This window comes from Microbacterium sp. PMB16, from assembly GCF_051294855.1.
In the GTDB taxonomy this organism is placed as follows: domain Bacteria; phylum Actinomycetota; class Actinomycetes; order Actinomycetales; family Microbacteriaceae; genus Microbacterium.
The window spans coordinates 1,517,791-1,536,443 of sequence record NZ_CP145908.1; the positions used below are offsets into that span (position 1 = coordinate 1,517,791).

An 18,653-nucleotide genomic window follows, 5' to 3' on the forward strand; every position below is an offset into this window, starting at 1 on the left:
AGACTAGGTCAGCGCCTACTGCACCGACCACCCGCCATCCGAAGCCAGCACGGCTCCGTTGATGTTCACGGCGTCGTCCGACAGCAGGAACGTGACGGATGCCGCCAGGTGCTCGGCCGTCGCCACCGTCGGGATCGCCTGCTGGAACGGCGCCAGTCGGCCGGATCCGTACTCCGACATGTTCGGGGGCATCGGGATGCCGGTGGCGACGCCGCCGGGCGCGACCGAGTTCACGCGGATGCCCTTCGGCCCGTACATGAACGCCGCGGACTTCGTGACGCCGATGATGCCGTGCTTGCTCGCCGTGTAGGCGTTGCCCGAGGCGTTGCCGCGCAGGCCCGCCTCGCTCGCGACGTTGAGGATCGCGCCGCGGCCGGCTGTTTCCATGAGGGGCAGCACCGCGCGCATCAGCTTGAACGGAGCGGTGAGGTTGATCGCGATGACCCTGTCCCACACGGCATCCGTCGTCTCGCCCGCGGGGGAGAAGTCGTCGTTGATGCCGGCGACGTTCGCGAGGCCGTCGATGCGGTCGCCCGCGGCGGCGAGGACGGCGTCGATCGCGTCCTGCTTCGTGAGGTCTCCGGGGACTGTGACGATGTCGGCATCCGGCAGTTCCGCCTTCAGCGCGTCGAGCTTCTCGGCGGCGATGTCACTTGCGATCACGCGGCCGCCTTCGCGGGCGATGCGGGAGGCGGTGGCCTTGCCGATGCCGGATGCTGCGCCGGTGACGATCACGGTCTTGCCGGCGAAGCGGCCGGAGGTGGGCTTCTCGGTCCAGCCGCTGTCTTCGGAGTCGGCGGGGATCTCGCCGCCGTTGGCCGCGCGCACGAGGTCGTCGACGATCGACTGCGGCATGGCGCCCTGGCTCATCGCGACGAGCTGCTGCAGCGGGAGTCCGAGCACCGGGGTGAGCAGGGAGGGGTCGGCGCCCGTCTTCTCGAAGAGCGCGCGGATGAGCGGCCCGCCGGTCGGGTGATCCAGCCAGTCGCCGATGGTGGAGTGTGCGGTGAGGGCCATGCTCGTTCTCCTTTGTTCGTGACCGTGTCATTTCGCAACGGTGCGTCTACTTATGTTTCAGTGTACGCCTGAGTACGCTCGGAAGGTGCCTCGTCCTCGCAGTGAGAAAGCCCGCCAGTCGGTGCTCGACGCGATGCGCGCTGCCCTGTCGGGTGGTGGCTACGAGGCTGTGACGATCGAGGGGCTCGCCGCCGAAGCCGAGGTCTCGAAGCAGACGATCTATCGGTGGTGGCCGTCGAAGGCCGCGATCCTCGGTGAGGCGCTGCTCGAGGGCGGGCTGCCGGGGGCGGATGTGGCGATTCCGTTCACCGCGGATCTCGCGGCCGATCTGCGGGCCTGGTTCTCCGCGATGAGCGCGTCGCTTGCGGATGCCGACGGCGTCGCCATCGCGCGGGCGCTGATCGTGATCACGGCATCCGATCCCGAGCTCGGGCTCGCGCTGAACGAGAAGCTGGCGGCGCCGATTCGCGAATGGGTCGGGTCACGCATGGCGCTCGCCGTGGAGGCAGGTGATGTGCGAGCGGATGCGGATGCTGCCGCCATCGCGGACCAGTTCGTCGCCATGGCGAGCTACGCCGCGCTGCTCGGGAGGCCGTTGGGAGACGAGCGGGTCGAGGCGACGGTGAGGGTTTTGCTGCGGGGGATTGCGGCTTAGGTCAGCGCGGCCGGGCACGTAAGGGCATCGCCGCCGACCTCGACGGCGATGCCCGTTCCGCGTCACTCCACCACGCTCGATCCGACGACCGACCGGCGGAACGCCGCCGCAACACCCAGCGCCACCCCCGTCATCCCCACCGCCACCCACACCGGCGCGGCGAGCCCGGCGCCGAGCCCGATCCCGCCGAGCACCGGCCCGACCGCCGCCCCGATGTTCAGTGCGGCGGTCGCGTACGATCCGCCCATCGTCGGTGCACCGGATGCGGCGTACAGCACGCGCGCGATCAGCGTGCTGCCCACACCGAACGACAGCACTCCCTGCACGAAGATCAGCGCGAGGAGCGCGACCGGCTCCGTGGCGACCAGTGCCGTCGTGAGCCACCCCGCGAGCAGCAGCGGTCCGCCGATGCCGAGCACGAGTCCGGGGTGACGATCCGACCACCGTCCGGCGAGCGTCACGCCGAGGAACGACCCGACGCCGAACAGCACCAGCGCGACCGACACCCATCCGGCATCCAGTCCTGCGATCTCGGTGACGACCGGAGCCAGGAACGTGAACGCGGCGAACGTCCCGCCGTTGATCAGCGCTCCGAGGGTCATGGCGAGGACGAGTCGCGGCGACCCCAGCTCACGCAGCTCGCGGCGCAGGGCAGGGACCGCTCCGTTGCGCGAGGGCGCACGCGGGATGCCGCGCAGCACCCCGAGCACCGCCGGCACGCAGAGGATCGCGATCGCCCAGAAGGTCGACCGCCATCCCAGCGCGGTGCCGAACAGTGCTCCCGCCGGCACCCCGGCGACGGTGGCGATGGTCGTGCCGGAGAGCAGCACCGCCAGCGCGCGTCCCTTCCGGTCGGCGGGGACGAGGGCGGTGGCCGTGGTCAGTGCGACCGCGAGGAAGCCCGCGTTCGCGAGGGCGCCGAGCACCCGCGTGATGAGCAGGACCGAGAACGTCGGCGTGAGGGCTCCGACCACGTGGCATCCGGCGAACACGATCAGACAGACGATCAGCGTGAGTCGCGGCGGCCAGCGGCGGGCGAACGCCGCCATCAGTGGGGCGCCGACGACCATGCCGACGGCGAAGGCCGAGGTCAGCAGGCCCGCCGTGCCGACCGAGACGTCGAGGTCGCTCGCGATGGCGGGTAATAGTCCCGCGAGCATGAATTCCGAGGTGCCCATGACGAAGACCGCCAGGGCAAGCAGATAGAGAGAGAAAGGCATCGAGTACTCCGAGGTGAGGGTTCAAGAAAGGGAGCTTCTTGTCACCACGGCCATCGCCCGAGTACGGCGGATCGACGCTCGCGCGGAGGCGGGCGTCGGCTTCAGCGGATCCGAGGGCTGGCGGTGTGACCGGCAGCCCCTGACCTGTCTGATTCAGGACTCGACATGGGGTCGACTCTACCGCCGGGCGCGGATCAGCGGTTCATCCGGTAGCGCTTCACGTCTGACGACAGAAGCAAACATATTCAGAAGTCGCCTTCCGCGACCTGGAAGCAGACGAGTCCGCGGGACCGCCACATCTCGACCACGCTGCGGCGGTCGTCGACGACACCGATGACCTCGAAGTGCGGGGCGATGTAGGTGTCGTAGATCTCGGCCTTGACGAGGTGGTCGGCGCGCTGATCGCCCTTGCGGCGAAGGAGCAGGCGGTCGAACGGGACGCCGTTGAACGTCAGCCACGCCTCCGTCGCGCGGCGGGCTGTCTCGTCGCGGCCGGAGACGACGATGAGCGTGTCGACATCCGGATGCGCGGCGAAGGCCTGGGCGGCGAGGACGACCGGATGGTGCGGGGTGTCGATCGAGACGTTCCGCATGTCGTACGGAGAGCGGTCGCCGATCAGCGCGAGGGTGCCGTCGACGTCGAAGATCCAGGCGCGCGGGAGGACGTTGGGCATGGGGAGAGAGTAGTGCGTCGGAACAGCCTGCTTCTCAGGACTGATTCTTCTCGTTTCGTCTGAGGGTGTAATCCGTGGCCAACAGCCAGCCCACGAAAGCGAGGAGGGGCACGACCGAGAGCGCCCCCACCCATTCCGGTGACCCGCCGTTGCTGATGTACACGATGTTCAACGCGATCGAGAAGAGGATCGCGGCGCCGAAGAGGACCAGACGAAGGGGCGAGAAGAGCACTCGAAACCGACGGCGCATCGACTTGCTGTACGGCAGGGTGTCATCTACTTGCATGCGTACGTTCCTATCACGGCACCCCGACGATCATGTCGAGTTCTCGCGCGCCCTGATCCGACGGAGATCCTCGTCGTCGATGTCTTGGAATCCGATCGCGATGGGGGCGAAGCGCAGGGACTTGGCGGCTCCGGTGCTGTCGGAGTAGTCGAGCGTGGGGCTGATGATGTGGAAGTCTGCCTCGTCGGTACACGACAGGGTGATGCTGAGGGCGTTGCTTTCTGGATCCAGCACAGCCCGCTCAACCTGCACGTCGGATGACCCGGTGTGGAACGTCTCGATGGAGGCCGTGGATGCAGGGACCGGGAGCTCGGCGCTCGTGCATCCTCGCATCGCCGCGACCTCGGACTGCGTGTCGGCGGTGGCGAACTCTTCAGGTGGCGCCTGGGCGAATGTCCACGAGCCGACGTCCACCGGAGTGGGTTCGGTCGAGTCGGCGTAGACGAGCCCGACGGAATCGAACGAGAGGCCGTGGGGCGGCACGTCGACGTCGAACGCGATGTTCCCCAGCCGATAGCCGTCCGCACCCTCCCCGCGGATGACGTCGAACTGGCCGGGCCCGACGGATGCGTCGTCGGGCAGCTCGACGCCGGTCAGGTCGGTCCAGATCGGATCGTCGGATTCCGCCACGAAGATGAGGTTGACGGGATACGCGCGTCCCGCGGCGGAGACCACGTCCGCGGATGTGAGGGCGAAGTGCGGCGGTGAGCTCACAGGGGTCGCCGGTTCGCATGACGTGGCCGTAGCCGTGATCGCCCCGAGTGTGATCACGGCTACCAACGTTCGTGTGACCGAGTGCACGTCATCGCTCTTCCTAGTGGCCTATGTGCTTGCGAGCAATGAAAGCGCACGCATGGGTACACAAGCAATATATTTGACGTCAGAAATTCGAGCGATCGCGAGTTCGGGGAACGCGCGCGAGCAGCGTCATCCCGTGGCGCGAGCGGATGCGCAGAATACTGCAGGGTCCTCATATGTGTGCTTCCATGAGGGGGCATTCGTACCACCCGATCGTCGAACCGCTCTGGCTGCACTACGTGCTGATCGTGTTGGTTCCGTTCGTGCTCGGGTTCCTCGGGCTGTCGCTGCTGATCGGTCGCGGATCGGGACGCGAAAGCGAGTAGCCTGCCACTCGCAGCGGGTTTGGTGGTGCCCGCGGTTGCGACCCGCCAGAATATCGATTCGACCTCGTACGTGTGGTTTCATGATCCGCATGGAGACTGAAACCGTCCTCGACCGGCAGGCGATCATTCGGCGACTGTCGTGGTCGATCGCCTGGGCCGTCCCGGTGATCGCCGCAGTGACGGGGATATCCCTCACCGCGGCGGGCACGGTCCAACAAGTGACCGACTACGACCTCACGATTCTCACGGTCTGGCCGGCCGGCCTCGTTCTGCTCGCGGTCGGGCTGCTCGGGGTGACAGCAGCAGCCATCGCCGCAGCGGTGACAGCGAGCAAGACGGAGGACCGCTCGTTAGCCTGAGGAGACGCCGGCGTCAGAGGTCCTGCGCGAAGCGCCCCTCGAGCCGACGGAACACCAGTTGCCCGATCAGCAGGGTGGCGACGGCGATCAGGAACGTCCAGAGCGTGTTCCACGCGAGACCGGGCGGCAGGGCGATCATCGCATCGCCGGCGTAGTCCGCGGCCGAGACCATCTCCTCGGTCGCCGGACGCCAGAACGCGTAGTGGAACAGCTCGACGGCCTGGGTGATCGGGTTGAGCAGGTAGAGCTCGACGATCCAGGACGGCCAGTCGAGGGTCTTCTCGACGGCGGTCTGCACCATGGTCCATGAGTAGAGCACCGGCGAGGCCCAGGTCGCGAGGAGCAACATCAGCTCGACGATGTTCTCAGCGTCGCGGAATCGCACGTTGACCGCGCCGAAGAACAGGCCGAGTCCGAGGCTGAAGACCAGCACGATAATGACGCCCGCGAAGATCGCCAGCACCGACAGCAGGGTGATGTGCGTGATCCAGCCGAGGAACAGGCAGGCGATGAGCAGCAGGCCGACCTGGGGGAGGAAGTGCACGAACGCGACGATGACGGATGACACCGCGAAGAGCTGCCGCGGGAGGAAGACCTTCCGCACCAGGGCGGCGTTGCCGACGATCGACGTCGTCGCGTTCTTGAACCCCTCGGAGAACAAGTTGATGATGACGATCCCCGAGAAGAGGTAGACCGCGTAGTTCGGGATGGCTCCGGCCGCGCCGACGAAGACTCCGAGGACGATCCAGAACACGAGGAACTGCGCTGCCGGCCGCACGTACGACCAGGTCCATCCGAGCACCGAGTTGCGGTAGCGGGTCGTCACGCCGGTTCGCACCAGCAGTCGCAGCAAGTAGCGCCAGTGGAAGACGTCGACGAGGCCACGCGAGGATCCGGGCTTCTGGAACGCGGTGCGGGGGAGTCCGGCGAACGGGTCGTGGTTCAACTGACGAGCTCCTCCGGTCGGCGACGTTCCACTCTAGGAGGTCGTCTCTGGGAGTGAGCTGTCGACGAATGAGGACAGAGCGGCGGATGCTGAACGCTGGGCTGACCCGCCGCTCGCTCGCTAGCCTGAGGCCATGTTCTCCGCGAGCCTCCTGTACCTGATCCTCATCTACGCCGCCGCTTCCCTCATCGGGCTGCTCGTCCTGTGGTTCGTGATCTACACGGCTGTGCGGGCCGCGCTGACCACGCATCGGCAGGCGCTGGCGCAGGAGCGGCGCGAGGGAGGGCGCTGAAGCAGCGGGACGAGCCCCGGTAAGTCACCTAGTGATTCACGCCCGGGCGTTGCTGTCGGTCGACGATCCCGGTCGTCGAAGCGCGAAGAATGACAGCAAGAACGCGAAGATGATCGTCACGACACCTGCCATCGCCCAGGACCCGGTGACGGTGACAGCGTTCGTGCCGCCCGTGTCACGGAAGCCTTCGAAGGTGGCGACGAGCGGGATGACGAAAGTGCGGGCAGTCGCGAACGCGGTGGCTGCGAGCAACATCCCCACGATCGCGATGAGCCCGATGGCGATTCCAAGGGAACACGCGATGAGGAAGAAGCGGCCGGCGATACCTGCGCAGCCACGTTCTTCACCATTCATTTCTGTCCTCTCTTTCGAAGCTCCGCCGATGCTTTGCGTCCCGGGAAACGAGCAAGGGCCGCCCGCAGTGACGAGACGGCCCTCGCCCGTTCGATCCCTTCAGAGCTGGTTCCTCTCGTTTCGTCTGATCGTGTAATCCGTGCCCACTGTCCAGCCTGCGAATGCGAGCAAAGGAACGACGGAGAGTGCGCCTACCCATTCAGGAGACCCGCCGTTACTTATGTACACGGCATTGAGTGCGATGTTGAAGATTATCGAAGCGATGAACAGGATGAGTCTGACTGGCGAGAACAGCACTCTCAGCCGCCGCCTGAACGACTTCGTATAAGGCATGGTCTCCATCATCTGCACGCGTAGGTTCCGTACCAGGGGACTCCGATGATCGCTCCGGAAAGCGGCACGAAGGTCATGAACTGTTCGAGGCAACGCTTGGGTCTTGAATTTTGTGCAACACCGGCCGTGTAAACCATCGCCCCGCTAGCGAGGAAACATCCGGCGGCGAAGGCGGCTGCTCCTGGCGGGCCGGCGACAGACGCCCCAGCTGCCGCGCAAACAGCCGTGAGGCCGGTAGCGTGCCAGCCTCCGCCGGCTATCGTGGCCGTTTCCGCGCGCGTGAAACGGATTCTTACCTGGACGGGGCTGGTGATGGCCCAGGTTGGGTCCGCTACGACAGGAAAGGCTGCACCCGCAAGGTCCACTGTCTGTGTGATCACACCGTTTGTGACGTCGTACTCGGTTCCCAACGCAACGCCGTCGGCGTCGATCGCCCATGCAGGCTCGATGCTTCCGATCGATGCAGTCACCTCCGCAGTGACGCCCTCCGCTTCGACAACCTCCGTCCGCGTCAGTTCTAGAGACCCGTCAGGCCGCGGGGTTGCAGCGACGCCTTCGGGAAGCGAATACGAGAACGCTTCTCGGGATCCATCCCAGAGCACCGTCGATACGCGAACGCCCTGCGTCACTTCTTCCACCGCAACGTCGACGCTGCCCCTGTCTGCCGGGTAAATCGTTGAACCGGAATCGGTGGTCTCCGCAACGTCCAGCGAAAGCCCCTCAGGAAGAGGGATGGTGAGCGGAGCCAGGTGGTCAGACTGGACGGTAACGCCGTCGGTGGCATCGGTTGCCGGAACGACGTCCAATTCACCGTCGGTCGAAGCAGCCGGGACGCCAGCGTTAGCGGTGGCCTGTTCCACGACCTCTTGAGTGCCCGGAGTCGGGTCGCTCTCGGCCGAGGCGGCCGGAACGCCCGAGAGGGTCAGCACGCCTATCGCGAGGGATGCCGCTATCGTTGCGGCCCTCTTCTTCATCTCCATGATCTCTCTCGTTCCTATGAGCATCCTCGCTCATTTGGCCCATGAAAGCTTACGCATGAGGACATAAGCAATATATTCGGCGTCAGCTAGCGACTCCTGACGTCCGCTTGACCGCTCCCGGAGCCTTGCGCGCCATCTTGTTGAAGCGGGTCCAGGCGGGGCGGTGCTCCTGCGACGGGCTGGATGCGTAGGCGTAGAGCTTGTCGACCGAGGACCAGTACTGCACGACGTAGGGTCCGCCGGATCCGAACAGCAGCTGATAGCCGAGCACGCCCGCGTCGGGGTGGGTGGACAGTTCGCGCAGAACGACCGCTCCACCGCGCAACACAGTGGCGTTGGCGTGGGTGCTATCGGGGGTGTTGCGCCGCCCTCACGACCCCATCCCAGCGCCCCTCACCCCAACGGCGCAGTACGGTCGGGTTCGGGTCCGAGGAGCGCGCCGATGATGAGCAGTGCAGACGCCGCGGCGAGCACGGCGGCCACCGCGGCGCCTACGCCGAGCGTGCCCTGCAATTCGGGCAGCCAGAACGGGTAGAGCGCCGGGACCACCATGGAGAGTGAGTAGCCGACCCCGTATCCGCTCGACCGCACAGCAGCGGGAAAGCGCTCGGCGAGGTAGGCGCCGACCGGGCCGTAGGCCGACACGGTGACGATCTGCACGACGGTGACGGCCAACACGGCGCCAGCGCCCTGCGAAGACATAGCCCACATGAGGGCCAGCGGAGCGGCGATGATCGCGAGGGCTCCGAAGACGACGAAGAAGCGGCGCCGTCCGATCCGCTGCGAGATCGCACCACTGGCGATCATCGCCGCGGCCGAGACGAGGGTGGCGACCAGCATGATGAGCGGCACGGTGGCCGGGCCGATCTGGGGTACTTCGGTCAACAGGCCGGTGAGCACGGGGATCGCCATCTGTGTGAACAGCCAGAGGGCGGTCATCAGCGTGAACACCTGCCAGAGCTGGCGGCGGAACGGTCCGACCAGGATGTCGGCCAGAGGTCGGGTGCGGTGGGGGACGCTCGTGGTGACCGGGGAGTCGTGGACCCCGACGGAGTAGTAGCCGAGCATCGCCACCGCGAGCAGGGCGCCGGCGATGAACGGCATCCGCCATCCCCATACCGCGTAGTCGTCGGCGCCGAGCAGCTGCAGGAGCGTCAGGGTGAGCGCGGCGATGAAGGAGTTCGCGAGCGGGGACATGGCCATGATGCCGCCGCTGAGCAGCCCGCGCCGGCGTGGGGCGGACCATTCCATGGCGAGCGGGATCGCCGCGGAGTATTCGCCGCCGAGAAAGATGCCGCCGATGAAACGGAGGGCGACGAACGCCCAGAGGGTTGCTTCACCAGCGACGTCGTGGTTCGGGATCAGGGCGATCAAGAGCGTCGTGATCGCGATGCCGGCGATCGCGATCTTGGTGGTGCTCGTGCGGCCGTAGCGGTCGGCAAGGCTTCCGAAGATGGCGGCTCCGAGCGGGCGTCCGAACAGGGTGGCGACGAAGATCAGGCCGGTCTGAGCGGGGTCGGGACCCAGTACGACCGCGGCCGCGGGGGCGAGCGCGATCACGGGCAGGAAGATATCGACCTGGTCGACGAAGTTGCCGAGCAATCCGCCGCGAACGGCCTTTCGTGCTCGGGAGGACGTTTCGGGTTCGGCGATGAGGCGCGACATATGACTCGACTTCCTACGGCGGCATGACCCGCATCAGGTGTGAGGGTCGGCGCTGCGTCAGCGCCCTCTCAGCCCCTGCCGGGACTCCCCTGTGGTTGGAAGGAAGTCTAGGGGAGGCGCGGTTCGCTCAAGATCTCCGGGGACTGCGCCTGGCCAGACACCGTCCGCCCTTCCGCAAACCGCGCCTGCGCCCGGTCCTGCCGCTTCCCCACCTCGACCATCTCCGTAGCCTTCGGCAGCCCCATCGGCTTGGTCGACACATACACACTCTCGGCGCGGTCGACGAGGAAGGTCTCGTGCCAGATGCCGACCGCTCCCGGAGCCTTGCGCGCCATCTTGTTGAAGCGGGTCCAGGCGGGGCGGTGCTCCTGCGACGGGCTGGACGCGTAGGCGTAAAGCTTGTCGACGGATGACCAGTACTGCACGACGTAGGGTCCGCCGGCGCCGAGGAGCAGCTCGTAGCCGAGGAAGCCCGAATCGTGGTCGGTGGCGAGTTCGCGCAGCATCCGTGGCATGGAGAAGAACGTCGGCAGCCCGATTCGATTGGCTCGGCTCGGAGAGCGGTATGGGCGGTTACCGCGGACGGTGCGTCTCATCGTTCCAGTGCGAAGCTGAGTGTGTACGCACCATCGTCCTCGGCTCGCGATAGCGTGCGGGCATGACTGACGATTCGAGCGCCACGTGGGCGGAAGAGGTGGCGAACGCTGATGAGCTGGGGCTCTTCGTGCCTGCAGACTCTCGAACGATTGAGTTCGACACGGACCGAATGCGCGAGGTCGTGCGTCTCGTCGACTCGATCCGAGATCTAGTCACCCACCCAGATAGTTGGGATGAGGCGTACGTTCCAGTTCGGCGTCATCCCGATGGGCGGTGGTTGTCCGCGCACACCCTCGAGGATCACGAGATTGAGATCCTCCGGCATGTGGCAGAGCGCGACCTCGACGCCCCCACTCGTCTGCGCGTGCTTGAGATGCTCGCCGCGCGAACCCAGGGCTTGGAGAAAGTGGAGACTCTCGCGAAAGTCGTTGAACACGTTCAGTCGAGCTACGCTCACCTCTCGCTTGACTACGATGTCCTCTTCGCGATCGGACGGGCCTTCGATATCGCACCCCGGTTCGGCCCTCTCACGATGGCTCCCGGGGACACGCTCGAGCAAACCCTGCTCTCCCGGCTGGTCGCGTCAAGGGACCCCGATGAGGCATTGCGTCTCGCGGGGAATCTGCGAAAGTATCGCCGTCCGCGATCGCGCGCCGCTGAAGTTGCAGAGCATCTAAGGGCGCTGGCGTCGGTCGCGCCTGACACGTACATGCCCCGGCTGCTTCGTGAGGAGGCTGGGGCTTGGTATCTTCTCGCCGGGGATCGAGAGGCTCACTACGACGATGTTGCGGCCGCAATCCTGATGCTGCGCGATCAAGCCGACGTGATGCTTCGCGACCACAAGAGCGACTCAGCCGCGCGCGCCGGCAAAGAGCTCGAGCTCGCGCTCGACCGCCTCGCTAGCATCCCCCGTGCTGAACGACGATCCCGCGGGGTAGATCAGCTTCATGGAGAGCTGACGAGGAAGATACGTCGAGCTGGAACCGCGACACTGTCCTTCATGAAATCTATCCGTCGAGAGATTCCACTCTCGGACGAGATGCCGGACCTTGCTGAAGCGATCGGGGGACGAGACCTCGGTGAAGCGTTGCACCTGTTCCTCGAGTGGTTGCCGCTGACCGACTTCGAGGCGAACAAAGCGAACAACCAGAAGCTGGTCAAGAAGTACCCCCTCACACACCTGTTCACCCATGTTCAGTTCTCCCGCGACGGCCGTGCGGTGGCGCGCTCCTCCGGCGACGATGACGACCGCATTTACGGTGTGCCCTCGCACTTGTGGCGGGTGATGACGAAAGAGCACGGGATACGTGTCGGCCTGTACGTCCGGCGCTTCCTTGCGCGCTCGTGGATGATCTTGTCGGCGGAACATCCGTTGAACGTCGCGGACTTTACCATCCTTGCTCGCGAGAGCCCCTTGGTGCCGTCAGGGCGGGAGTCCCTGGTCGCGCGCGGTCTCCACTACGGGTACGGTGGCGACTTTCTGACCGCCGCACACCTGCTGATCCCCCAGCTGGAGAACATCATCCGCGCGAAGCTTGCCGATGCCGGAGTGAGCACGAGCACCATTGAGGACGGCATGGAAACCGAGAACGGGCTCAGTGCCCTAATGAAAGGCGATGAGGTCGAGCAGGTGTTCGGCGTCGATATCGTCTTTGAGATCCGCGCGCTGTTCTGCAGCTCGCATGGCCCCAACCTCCGCAACGAGCTTGCCCATGGTCTTGTCGACGATGACCACATCAACTCGGCGACGTCCTTCTATGCCTGGTGGTTTATCTGGCGCCTTGTCTACTCGGAATTCTTCAATGCGCATCGCGATGAAGACGCATCCGATCGGGGCGGGCCGATCGTCTATGAGGATGAAGCGAATGAGCACACCGCTTCAAATCAGTAGAGCCGGTGCCTGCAGAGCGTTCGTCGACGTGAGCGACGTGCGCAGTCGATCCGGGGCCCGAGCTGAGCCGCTACTTCTGCCGCGGGCTCACGGCGCCGGCGCCGGTGCGCCCCTCCGCGAACCGCGCCTGCGCCCGGTCTTGCCGTTTCCCGACCTCGACCATCTCCGTCGCCTTCGGCAACCCCATCGGCTTCGTCGACACGTACACGCTCTCGGCGCGGTCGACGAGGAAGGTCTCGTGCCAGATGCCGACCGCTCCCGGAGCTTTGCGCGCCATCTTGTTGAAGCGGGTCCAGGCGGGGCGATGCTCCTGCGACGGGCTGGATGCGTAGGCGTAGAGCTTGTCGACCGATGACCAGTACTGCACGACGTAGGGTCCGCCGGATCCGAGGAGCAGCTCGTAGCCGAGGAAGCCCGAGTCGGGGTCGGTGGCGAGTTCGCGCAGCATCCGTGGCATGGCGCCGAAGACCGGAATCCAGAGGTCGGGGCGCCACCAGCGGTTGATCTGCATCCCGATGTGGAACACGACGAGCTCGCCCTCGTGGCGATGCGTCATGCGTCCCTTGATGACTCGCGACATGATGTCTCCTTAATTGGATAGTTGTACTATCCATAATGGATAGCGCTACTATCGAAGTCAAGAGGTGGCCATGAGAATTTCCGAACTGTCAGCCCAGACGGGTGTGACCGTGCCGACGATCAAGTACTACCTGCGCGAGGGGCTGCTGCCCGAGGGTGAGCGCAGTGCGCCGACCCAGGCCGCGTACGGCGAGAAGCATGTGGAGCGGCTGCGGGTGATCCGGGCGCTGCTCGACGCGGGGGTGAGTATCGCCGAGACGCGACGGGTGCTGGCGACGCTGGATGATCCGCCGGAGAATCCGCACGATTTGTTGGGGACAGCTCATGCGGCGATCACTCCGCCCGTGGACGAGGCGCTGGATCTGGCGGAGGCCGAGCTTCTTGTTGCCGGGCTCGGGTGGGCGCCGGGGATGTGCGACGCGGCGGTGCTGAACGCGGTGGCGCGGGCGCTGCAGGGGCTGGAGAGTGCGGGGTTCGTCGTGCCGGATGCGGCGATGGCGGAGTACCTGGGGAGTATGCGGCGGATCGCGGATGCCGAGATCGCCGGGGTGCCTGCGGAGTCTGCGGAGGCGGCGGTGCGGTATGTGGTGTTGGGCTCGGTGTTGGTGGAGCCGTTGTTATTGGCGTTGCGGCGGGTGGCGCAGCAGGTTAGTTCGGGGGAGAGATTTGGATCCGCATGACGTCAATCCGTTGTCGCACTGCTATTTCCCCGTCGGTGACCTCGTTCTCCGCCAGAATGACTAGCTCTGATCCTGCCCTCGCATGCCAACACCTGTTGGACTCCATACAGCACTGTCGGCCCTGAGTACCGGAAGATCTTTGGCGGAGCCAAACGGTGGGGCGATACCTCTTGGCAGGCTGACCAATGCCGGCTGGGGGAGGCTGGGTCGTTGAAAGCGACCTCCCAGAGGTGTGCCTCTTCCCCAGTGGGCCGGACTAGGCGCGATACGCTCGCGATATGCCGGAATATCTAGATGTGTTCGAACCGCTACAGGATCCTGCGCAGGATGAAGTGGCCGCAATGCTCCTTCGGCTAGATCCAGACGGGAGCCGTTGGGCCAAGGTCGTCCGCCACACCTACGACATGATCTACAACGGTGCAGAAACAGGTCGATATAAGTGGGCTGACCTTGCTAAGACCGAGAAGACCCACTTTGGGACGCTGTTTGAGATCAATTCGCAGCGTGAGTTCGACTTCGCTGACGGCGAAGGAGACCCCGACGATGCTCTGCACCGGGGCTTGGACTTCAGCATCGCTGGACACGACGTCGACGCAAAATGGAGCCAGAATGATGGCAGGTGGATGCTGCCGCCGGAGGTCTTTGGCAAGCTTGCCCTCGTCGCGACTGGCACAGATGTTGGGTCCCAGTTTTCAATCGGGCTCATTCGTGTTCGGCCCGAATACCTGACGACAGGGAGCGAAGGAAACCGGGATAAGAAGAGCTGGTTGAGCCCTCACGGGCGTCAACAGGTCCGCTGGCTGTGGCGACACGCTCCGATGTCGAGCAACATTCTGCTTCAGATTCCCGAGGTGGCGGTAGATCGCATACGCGACAGCAACTCGGGGAGCGAACGCCTCGCGCGACTTTTCCGCGAGGCGGAGGGCCGACTCGTGCATCGATCGGCTGTTGCGACCATCGCCCGGCAGCTAGACCACCAGAAGCGCGTACGGGGCAACGGAGGAGCCAGAGATAAGGTGCGCGCCGAGGGATATCTCATCATGAGCGGCGTCTACCACTCAAGTGTTGCCCGAGACCTCGGTCTCCCGGTGCCGGGTCGTGCGGAATACATTGCTGCGCGCGTCGTGCCTGCGGGTGATCAACGAGGCGCGTTTCTTGAAGGTCGGTGGTGGCGGCGCGCGGGAAGCGATGAATCATCGTCGATCCCCGCGCCGCTGCTACCAGACGAGGAGAAGCGCAAGAAAAAGACGAATCGCTGATCTCAGGCAACAATCCGAAGTGGACGCCGGGCCGCTGGTGATGCTCCGATAGCCGCACGAATCGCGGTGCCAACACCTTCAGCGACCGGCGGCGGGAACGCATTGCCGATCTGGCGATACACCGAGGTCTTACGGCCGCTGAACGTCCAGGACGCGTCGAATCCCTGAATCCGCGCAACCATTTGGTTGGTAAGGCGGGGAGTGTGGTCAAGCGCGTGTTCGGTCGACGGCGCTTCGTCAGCGATGCCTCGCCCGTCGACCCCAAGCTCTAGCCAGGCGCTCTTAGCTCGGGTCGGGCCGAGATCCGCGCCTCCATGCTTCTTCGACCCGCCGACTACTGTCGGAGCAATGCCGTTTGCGCCACGTGCCCATTGCGCCGCCCCCTCCCAGCCGTTGACGGCCATCAGTGGGCCTAGCGTCTCGCCAACGGTTGGGGGAGTGCCCACCGCACCCGGGAACTGGAATCGCTTGAACTTGGCTCGCTTAATAGCCACGAGGATGAACCGTGGCCGCAGTTGGGGCACACCGAACTCCGAGCTGAAAAGCAACTGCCAGTCGGTCGAGTACCCCATCCCCTCGAGTTCGTTGATGATCGCCTGGCGGTAGCTACTGAAGCGCGCTGAGGCTAAGCCTTTGACGTTCTCGAGCATGACAGCGGTCGGACGGGCCTCTCGAACTAGTCGGAGTGCCTCAGGAAAAAGGTCGCGTTCGTCGTTTGCGCCAAGCTGCTTGCCGGCCACGCTGAACGGCGGGCACGGTACCCCGCCAGCGACGAGGTCAACTCCTCTATAGTCGCGCCCGCTGACCTCGCGGACATCACCGGCGTGCACATCCCATTCAGGTCGGTTCAGCTTGAGGGTTGCCGCTGCGTCCTTGTCGATCTCGACTGCAAGCTCGTGCGCAAAGCCGGCTCGTTCAAGTCCAAAAGACTGTCCGCCGGCGCCAGCGCAGATCTCGAGGACGCTGAGGTTTGAGGTGCTCACGTTCTGGTTCCAATCTGGGCCGTTCAGACGGACCTAGCCCGCTACGACGATAGCTTGCCAGGGGGCTCCGACGTCGGGGGCGTGCCGTGGTACGGCCGCACGGCAACGTCGAGAACATGGGCACAGTAAGTAAGTGTTGTGTGGGCGGATGATTGAACGTGACCGCCGTGCAGTAGGATCGCCCCACGGAGGGCCAATGGGGACTGAACTGCAAAACGCTCTGGCGAGGGTCGGCTGGAGCGATCTCAGCCTGCCGAGCCTTGATGCGGCCTTTGCGCATAGCGAGAGCTGTATCGAGACCGCTAGGGCCCACTTGGCAAAGCAGCTGGATGACGCTGATCCAGCTATCGATGTGGTTGCCTTTGGATCGCTTGCTCGACGAGAGATGACGCCGGCATCGGACCTGGACTGGCTCGTCGTCGTGCACGCGCTGCCTGAGAGGCGAAGTTCCGTCCAAGACGCGGTCACGGCGGCTGACTCGCTCAGGATGGTGATTGGCGATGGCGCTGTTGAGGTTCGGGCGCCGGGTTCAAGTGGAGTGTTTGGCCAGATGGTCTCGGCAGTCGAGCTCGTAGAGGTCATCGGCCTCCAAGCTGACACCAACCACTCCCACACTCGACGAATTCTCCTGATCGAGGAGTCAGTGTCGCTCCGTGACGAAGAACTGCATAGAAAGCTGCTAACGACGGCCTTCCAGCGATACCTCGACGCGCATCCTCCAGCGACGACGGGCGTGCCGCGGTTTCTCTTGAACGATCTACTCCGTTACTGGCGAACCGTGACGGTCGACTACCAAGCTAAGAGTCCGGCGGAGTCGATGTACTCGCTCCGCTACCTCAAGCTGATCGTTTCGCGAAAGCTGACCTTCGCTGCCTCACTCCTTCCGCTTCTTACTCTTGCCCTCGAAGAACCCGAGCTCCCAGGCGACGCGTTCGCGGAACGACTGTGTGAGACCTACAGCAAGCCTGCCCTAGTCCGGTGGGTCGATGCCGCAGCTGTGATCGTTGCCCGTAACGACGCGATCGCTGATCACGTGAAGGATGTCTTGCGTATCGCGGAGGAGTTCAACGGGCTCGTTGGCGACAGCGATTGGCGCCTTCGAGTTGCCGAAGCGAGTCGACAACCTGATGCAAAGGATCAACCAGAATTTTCTCAGGCAAGAGACCTTGGGCGACGTTTGCAGGATAACCTGGAAGCCATCTTCTTCGCAGAACCACTGCTTCCGTTGACGCGGGGCATGTTGGTGTTCTAGAATATATGTACGAATGAGGATCGCATGACTCCAACGCCTGAAGTAACTACCTGCGCGACGTGCGGGTTTGGGTTGTGGCTTCCTGTCGGGTCGCTCACGTCTTCCCATATGGGTCTGTACAGTGACGCCCGTTTCCCCGGACGATGCATCGTCACCCTCAATGAGCACGCAGAGCACTTGGAGGACTTACCTCCGGACACGGTGTCCTCGTTCATGATCAACGTAGCGATGGCCTCCAGGGCATTGAAGATCGCGACCGGTGCGAGCCGCATCAACGTCGCTGTTCTGGGGAACCAAGAAGGGCACGTCCACGCGCATCTAATTCCCCGGTATCCGGATTCTGAGCCCCTACCCCATAAGGCACCATGGGAGGACACTCGCGCGCGCGGCAGTCTGAGTGCGGACAAGGAGAGCTGGTTCATCGAAAAGATTTCTCGTGCGCTGAATCAGGTCAAGGCAGCCTCGAGGGCGAACGCACAGGGAGGACAGGCGGCGCAGGGTATTGCGCCTCCTACTCTTCCCCTGTTGTCGCAGACGGATGACCCCAACTTGTTGGTCTAGATAGGTGACAACGCTGAAAGCTGCCGACCTTCTCATCGGCGCTGGAGGTATGGCTTGGGGTGTTGAGCGAGCGGGATACTCGCTGGCATTTGGAGTCGACAACGATCCTGCGGCAATCAAAACAGTTGCGGCTAATAGGCCCGAATGGCTCGTGCTGGAACGCGACATCTGCGCCGTGACGCCAAATGAAATCGGCGAACTCGATCTGATCGTCGCGGGTGTTCCTGCACCGAGCCAGATGCAAAATGCGGACAATTCTCACAACCAAGTGATTAAAAGCTGCGTAGAGCTTCTTGCCGGGGCCCGCCCGCGTGCAGTGCTATTGGAAAGCACGGTTTCTCTGCGTTACGCCTCGCATCGAGCGCTGCTCAGGTGGATCCAAGAGCGCCTCACCGACTCAGGATTTCAGCTGGATATGCGCGTACTTCATGCATCGGATCTGGGTGCTACTCAACGCCGTCCGCGTCTCTACATAGTGGGTCTGCAAACCGCCGCGTTTGCATCTTTCCAGTGGCCGCTCCCATCAGTACGGCCAAAAACCTTGGGCACGTTGCTTCGCGACGATATGGCCGCGAATGGATGGCTGGGTGCGGATCGATGGGCGGCAAGGGCGAATAGTCTCGCGCCGACCATCATAGGCGGATCCCGTCGTCACGGGGGCCTAGATCTCGGCCCATCTGGCACGAAAGCTGCTTGGTGGCGGCTCGGAGTTGATCCGACATCTATCGCCGATAACGCCCCAAACCGCGATGACCCGGTTGAACTCGCGCCGCGGTTGACCCTTCAAATGCTGGCGCGAATACAGGGAATGGCGGATTGGAGAATCTGGGGGACTAAGGGTCAGCAAGGGCGACTAATCGCTAGTGCAACACCTCCGATTGTCGCTGAGAGTCTCGCTACGTCAGTTGCGATGGCCCTCAGAGATCTGATGGCCTAGAGATTTTTG

General features: G+C 64.4%; 22 protein-coding genes, 1 pseudogene and 1 riboswitch. Of the genes and pseudogenes, 10 read left to right on the forward strand and 13 right to left on the reverse strand.

The genetic code is table 11. The features are described from left to right. Window positions 1-15: 15 nt before the first annotated feature. Window positions 16-1,017: an SDR family NAD(P)-dependent oxidoreductase gene (locus V5D55_RS07260; protein ID WP_435748720.1), complete on the reverse strand. Its 1,002-nt coding sequence runs from the start codon at window positions 1,015-1,017 to the stop codon at window positions 16-18. Between the two features lie 85 nt (window positions 1,018-1,102). Between V5D55_RS07260 and V5D55_RS07265 the strand changes: the two genes are divergently transcribed. Next, complete coding sequence (locus V5D55_RS07265) at window positions 1,103-1,672, forward strand: TetR/AcrR family transcriptional regulator (protein ID WP_435748721.1); 570 nt, start codon at window positions 1,103-1,105, stop codon at window positions 1,670-1,672. A 62-nt stretch (window positions 1,673-1,734) separates the two neighbouring features. On the opposite strand, the gene V5D55_RS07270 is transcribed toward V5D55_RS07265, so the two are convergent. The 4 genes from V5D55_RS07270 to V5D55_RS07285 all read right to left on the reverse strand — a co-directional run bounded on the left by V5D55_RS07270 (window position 1,735) and on the right by V5D55_RS07285 (window position 4,566). Then, window positions 1,735-2,892, reverse strand: a complete 1,158-nt coding sequence (locus V5D55_RS07270) for a Cmx/CmrA family chloramphenicol efflux MFS transporter (protein WP_435748722.1) — start codon at window positions 2,890-2,892, stop codon at window positions 1,735-1,737. Window positions 2,893-3,137: 245 nt separating this feature from the next. Beyond that, entirely contained in the window at window positions 3,138-3,566 is a 429-nt protein-coding gene (locus V5D55_RS07275) for a polynucleotide kinase (RefSeq protein WP_435748723.1), read from the reverse strand. 34 nt (window positions 3,567-3,600) lie between these two features. Then, window positions 3,601-3,852 (reverse strand): hypothetical protein, encoded by a 252-nt coding sequence (locus V5D55_RS07280; protein WP_435748724.1) that lies wholly within the window; start codon window positions 3,850-3,852, stop codon window positions 3,601-3,603. Between the two features lie 30 nt (window positions 3,853-3,882). After that, window positions 3,883-4,566 (reverse strand): hypothetical protein, encoded by a 684-nt coding sequence (locus tag V5D55_RS07285; RefSeq protein WP_435748725.1) that lies wholly within the window; start codon window positions 4,564-4,566, stop codon window positions 3,883-3,885. A 272-nt stretch (window positions 4,567-4,838) separates the two neighbouring features. Here V5D55_RS07285 and V5D55_RS07290 point away from each other — a divergent pair, with 272 nt between their 5' ends. Together V5D55_RS07290 and V5D55_RS07295 are read left to right on the forward strand one after the other, a co-directional pair. Next, window positions 4,839-4,976 (forward strand): hypothetical protein, encoded by a 138-nt coding sequence (locus V5D55_RS07290; protein ID WP_435748726.1) that lies wholly within the window; start codon window positions 4,839-4,841, stop codon window positions 4,974-4,976. A gap of 89 nt (window positions 4,977-5,065) precedes the next feature. After that, complete coding sequence (locus tag V5D55_RS07295) at window positions 5,066-5,335, forward strand: hypothetical protein (RefSeq protein WP_435748728.1); 270 nt, start codon at window positions 5,066-5,068, stop codon at window positions 5,333-5,335. Between the two features lie 13 nt (window positions 5,336-5,348). Here V5D55_RS07295 and V5D55_RS07300 read toward each other — a convergent pair whose 3' ends face one another. Next, window positions 5,349-6,281 carry an ABC transporter permease gene (locus tag V5D55_RS07300; RefSeq protein ID WP_435748729.1) on the reverse strand — a complete coding sequence of 311 codons (933 nt, stop codon included), beginning with the start codon at window positions 6,279-6,281 and terminating at the stop codon, window positions 5,349-5,351. A 133-nt stretch (window positions 6,282-6,414) separates the two neighbouring features. On the opposite strand from V5D55_RS07300, the gene V5D55_RS07305 reads away from it, so the two are divergent. Continuing rightward, window positions 6,415-6,573 (forward strand): hypothetical protein, encoded by a 159-nt coding sequence (locus tag V5D55_RS07305; RefSeq protein WP_435748730.1) that lies wholly within the window; start codon window positions 6,415-6,417, stop codon window positions 6,571-6,573. Between the two features lie 36 nt (window positions 6,574-6,609). On the opposite strand, the gene V5D55_RS07310 is transcribed toward V5D55_RS07305, so the two are convergent. From V5D55_RS07310 to V5D55_RS07330, 5 genes and pseudogenes are all read right to left on the reverse strand, one after another. After that, a complete protein-coding gene (locus V5D55_RS07310) occupies window positions 6,610-6,927 on the reverse strand; it encodes a hypothetical protein (RefSeq protein ID WP_435748731.1) in 318 nt (105 codons plus the stop codon). A 341-nt stretch (window positions 6,928-7,268) separates the two neighbouring features. Next, window positions 7,269-8,240, reverse strand: a complete 972-nt coding sequence (locus V5D55_RS07315) for a hypothetical protein (protein ID WP_435748732.1) — start codon at window positions 8,238-8,240, stop codon at window positions 7,269-7,271. Window positions 8,241-8,322: 82 nt separating this feature from the next. Further along, window positions 8,323-8,589: pseudogene (locus V5D55_RS07320) on the reverse strand (monooxygenase family protein); the annotation flags it as partial. A 44-nt stretch (window positions 8,590-8,633) separates the two neighbouring features. Beyond that, window positions 8,634-9,905, reverse strand: coding sequence for an MFS transporter (locus V5D55_RS07325; RefSeq protein WP_435748733.1), 1,272 nt, complete (start codon window positions 9,903-9,905; stop codon window positions 8,634-8,636). Next, window positions 9,899-10,006: riboswitch (TPP riboswitch) on the reverse strand. Its footprint overlaps the gene before it by 7 nt. Before the next feature lie 6 nt (window positions 10,007-10,012). Continuing rightward, window positions 10,013-10,501 (reverse strand): DUF4188 domain-containing protein, encoded by a 489-nt coding sequence (locus V5D55_RS07330; protein WP_435748734.1) that lies wholly within the window; start codon window positions 10,499-10,501, stop codon window positions 10,013-10,015. A gap of 62 nt (window positions 10,502-10,563) precedes the next feature. Here V5D55_RS07330 and V5D55_RS07335 point away from each other — a divergent pair, with 62 nt between their 5' ends. Further along, complete coding sequence (locus V5D55_RS07335) at window positions 10,564-12,393, forward strand: DUF4209 domain-containing protein (RefSeq protein ID WP_435748735.1); 1,830 nt, start codon at window positions 10,564-10,566, stop codon at window positions 12,391-12,393. Window positions 12,394-12,463: 70 nt separating this feature from the next. Here V5D55_RS07335 and V5D55_RS07340 read toward each other — a convergent pair whose 3' ends face one another. Next, window positions 12,464-12,973, reverse strand: a complete 510-nt coding sequence (locus V5D55_RS07340; RefSeq protein WP_435748736.1) for a DUF4188 domain-containing protein — start codon at window positions 12,971-12,973, stop codon at window positions 12,464-12,466. A 70-nt stretch (window positions 12,974-13,043) separates the two neighbouring features. Here V5D55_RS07340 and V5D55_RS07345 point away from each other — a divergent pair, with 70 nt between their 5' ends. Together V5D55_RS07345 and V5D55_RS07350 are read left to right on the forward strand one after the other, a co-directional pair. Next, window positions 13,044-13,652, forward strand: coding sequence for a MerR family transcriptional regulator (locus V5D55_RS07345; protein WP_435748737.1), 609 nt, complete (start codon window positions 13,044-13,046; stop codon window positions 13,650-13,652). 278 nt (window positions 13,653-13,930) lie between these two features. After that, on the forward strand, window positions 13,931-14,911 hold the full coding sequence (locus V5D55_RS07350; RefSeq protein WP_435748738.1) for a NaeI family type II restriction endonuclease: 981 nt from the start codon (window positions 13,931-13,933) through the stop codon (window positions 14,909-14,911). A 2-nt stretch (window positions 14,912-14,913) separates the two neighbouring features. Here V5D55_RS07350 and V5D55_RS07355 read toward each other — a convergent pair whose 3' ends face one another. Continuing rightward, window positions 14,914-15,894 (reverse strand): DNA cytosine methyltransferase, encoded by a 981-nt coding sequence (locus V5D55_RS07355; RefSeq protein ID WP_435748739.1) that lies wholly within the window; start codon window positions 15,892-15,894, stop codon window positions 14,914-14,916. A 196-nt stretch (window positions 15,895-16,090) separates the two neighbouring features. On the opposite strand from V5D55_RS07355, the gene V5D55_RS07360 reads away from it, so the two are divergent. From V5D55_RS07360 to V5D55_RS07370, 3 genes are all read left to right on the forward strand, one after another. Next, window positions 16,091-17,146 (forward strand): nucleotidyltransferase domain-containing protein, encoded by a 1,056-nt coding sequence (locus tag V5D55_RS07360; RefSeq protein WP_435748740.1) that lies wholly within the window; start codon window positions 16,091-16,093, stop codon window positions 17,144-17,146. Between the two features lie 108 nt (window positions 17,147-17,254). Further along, window positions 17,255-17,707: an HIT family protein gene (locus V5D55_RS07365; RefSeq protein WP_435748741.1), complete on the forward strand. Its 453-nt coding sequence runs from the start codon at window positions 17,255-17,257 to the stop codon at window positions 17,705-17,707. 4 nt (window positions 17,708-17,711) lie between these two features. Next, window positions 17,712-18,644 (forward strand): DNA cytosine methyltransferase, encoded by a 933-nt coding sequence (locus tag V5D55_RS07370; RefSeq protein WP_435748743.1) that lies wholly within the window; start codon window positions 17,712-17,714, stop codon window positions 18,642-18,644. The last annotated feature ends 9 nt before the right edge of the window (window positions 18,645-18,653 follow it).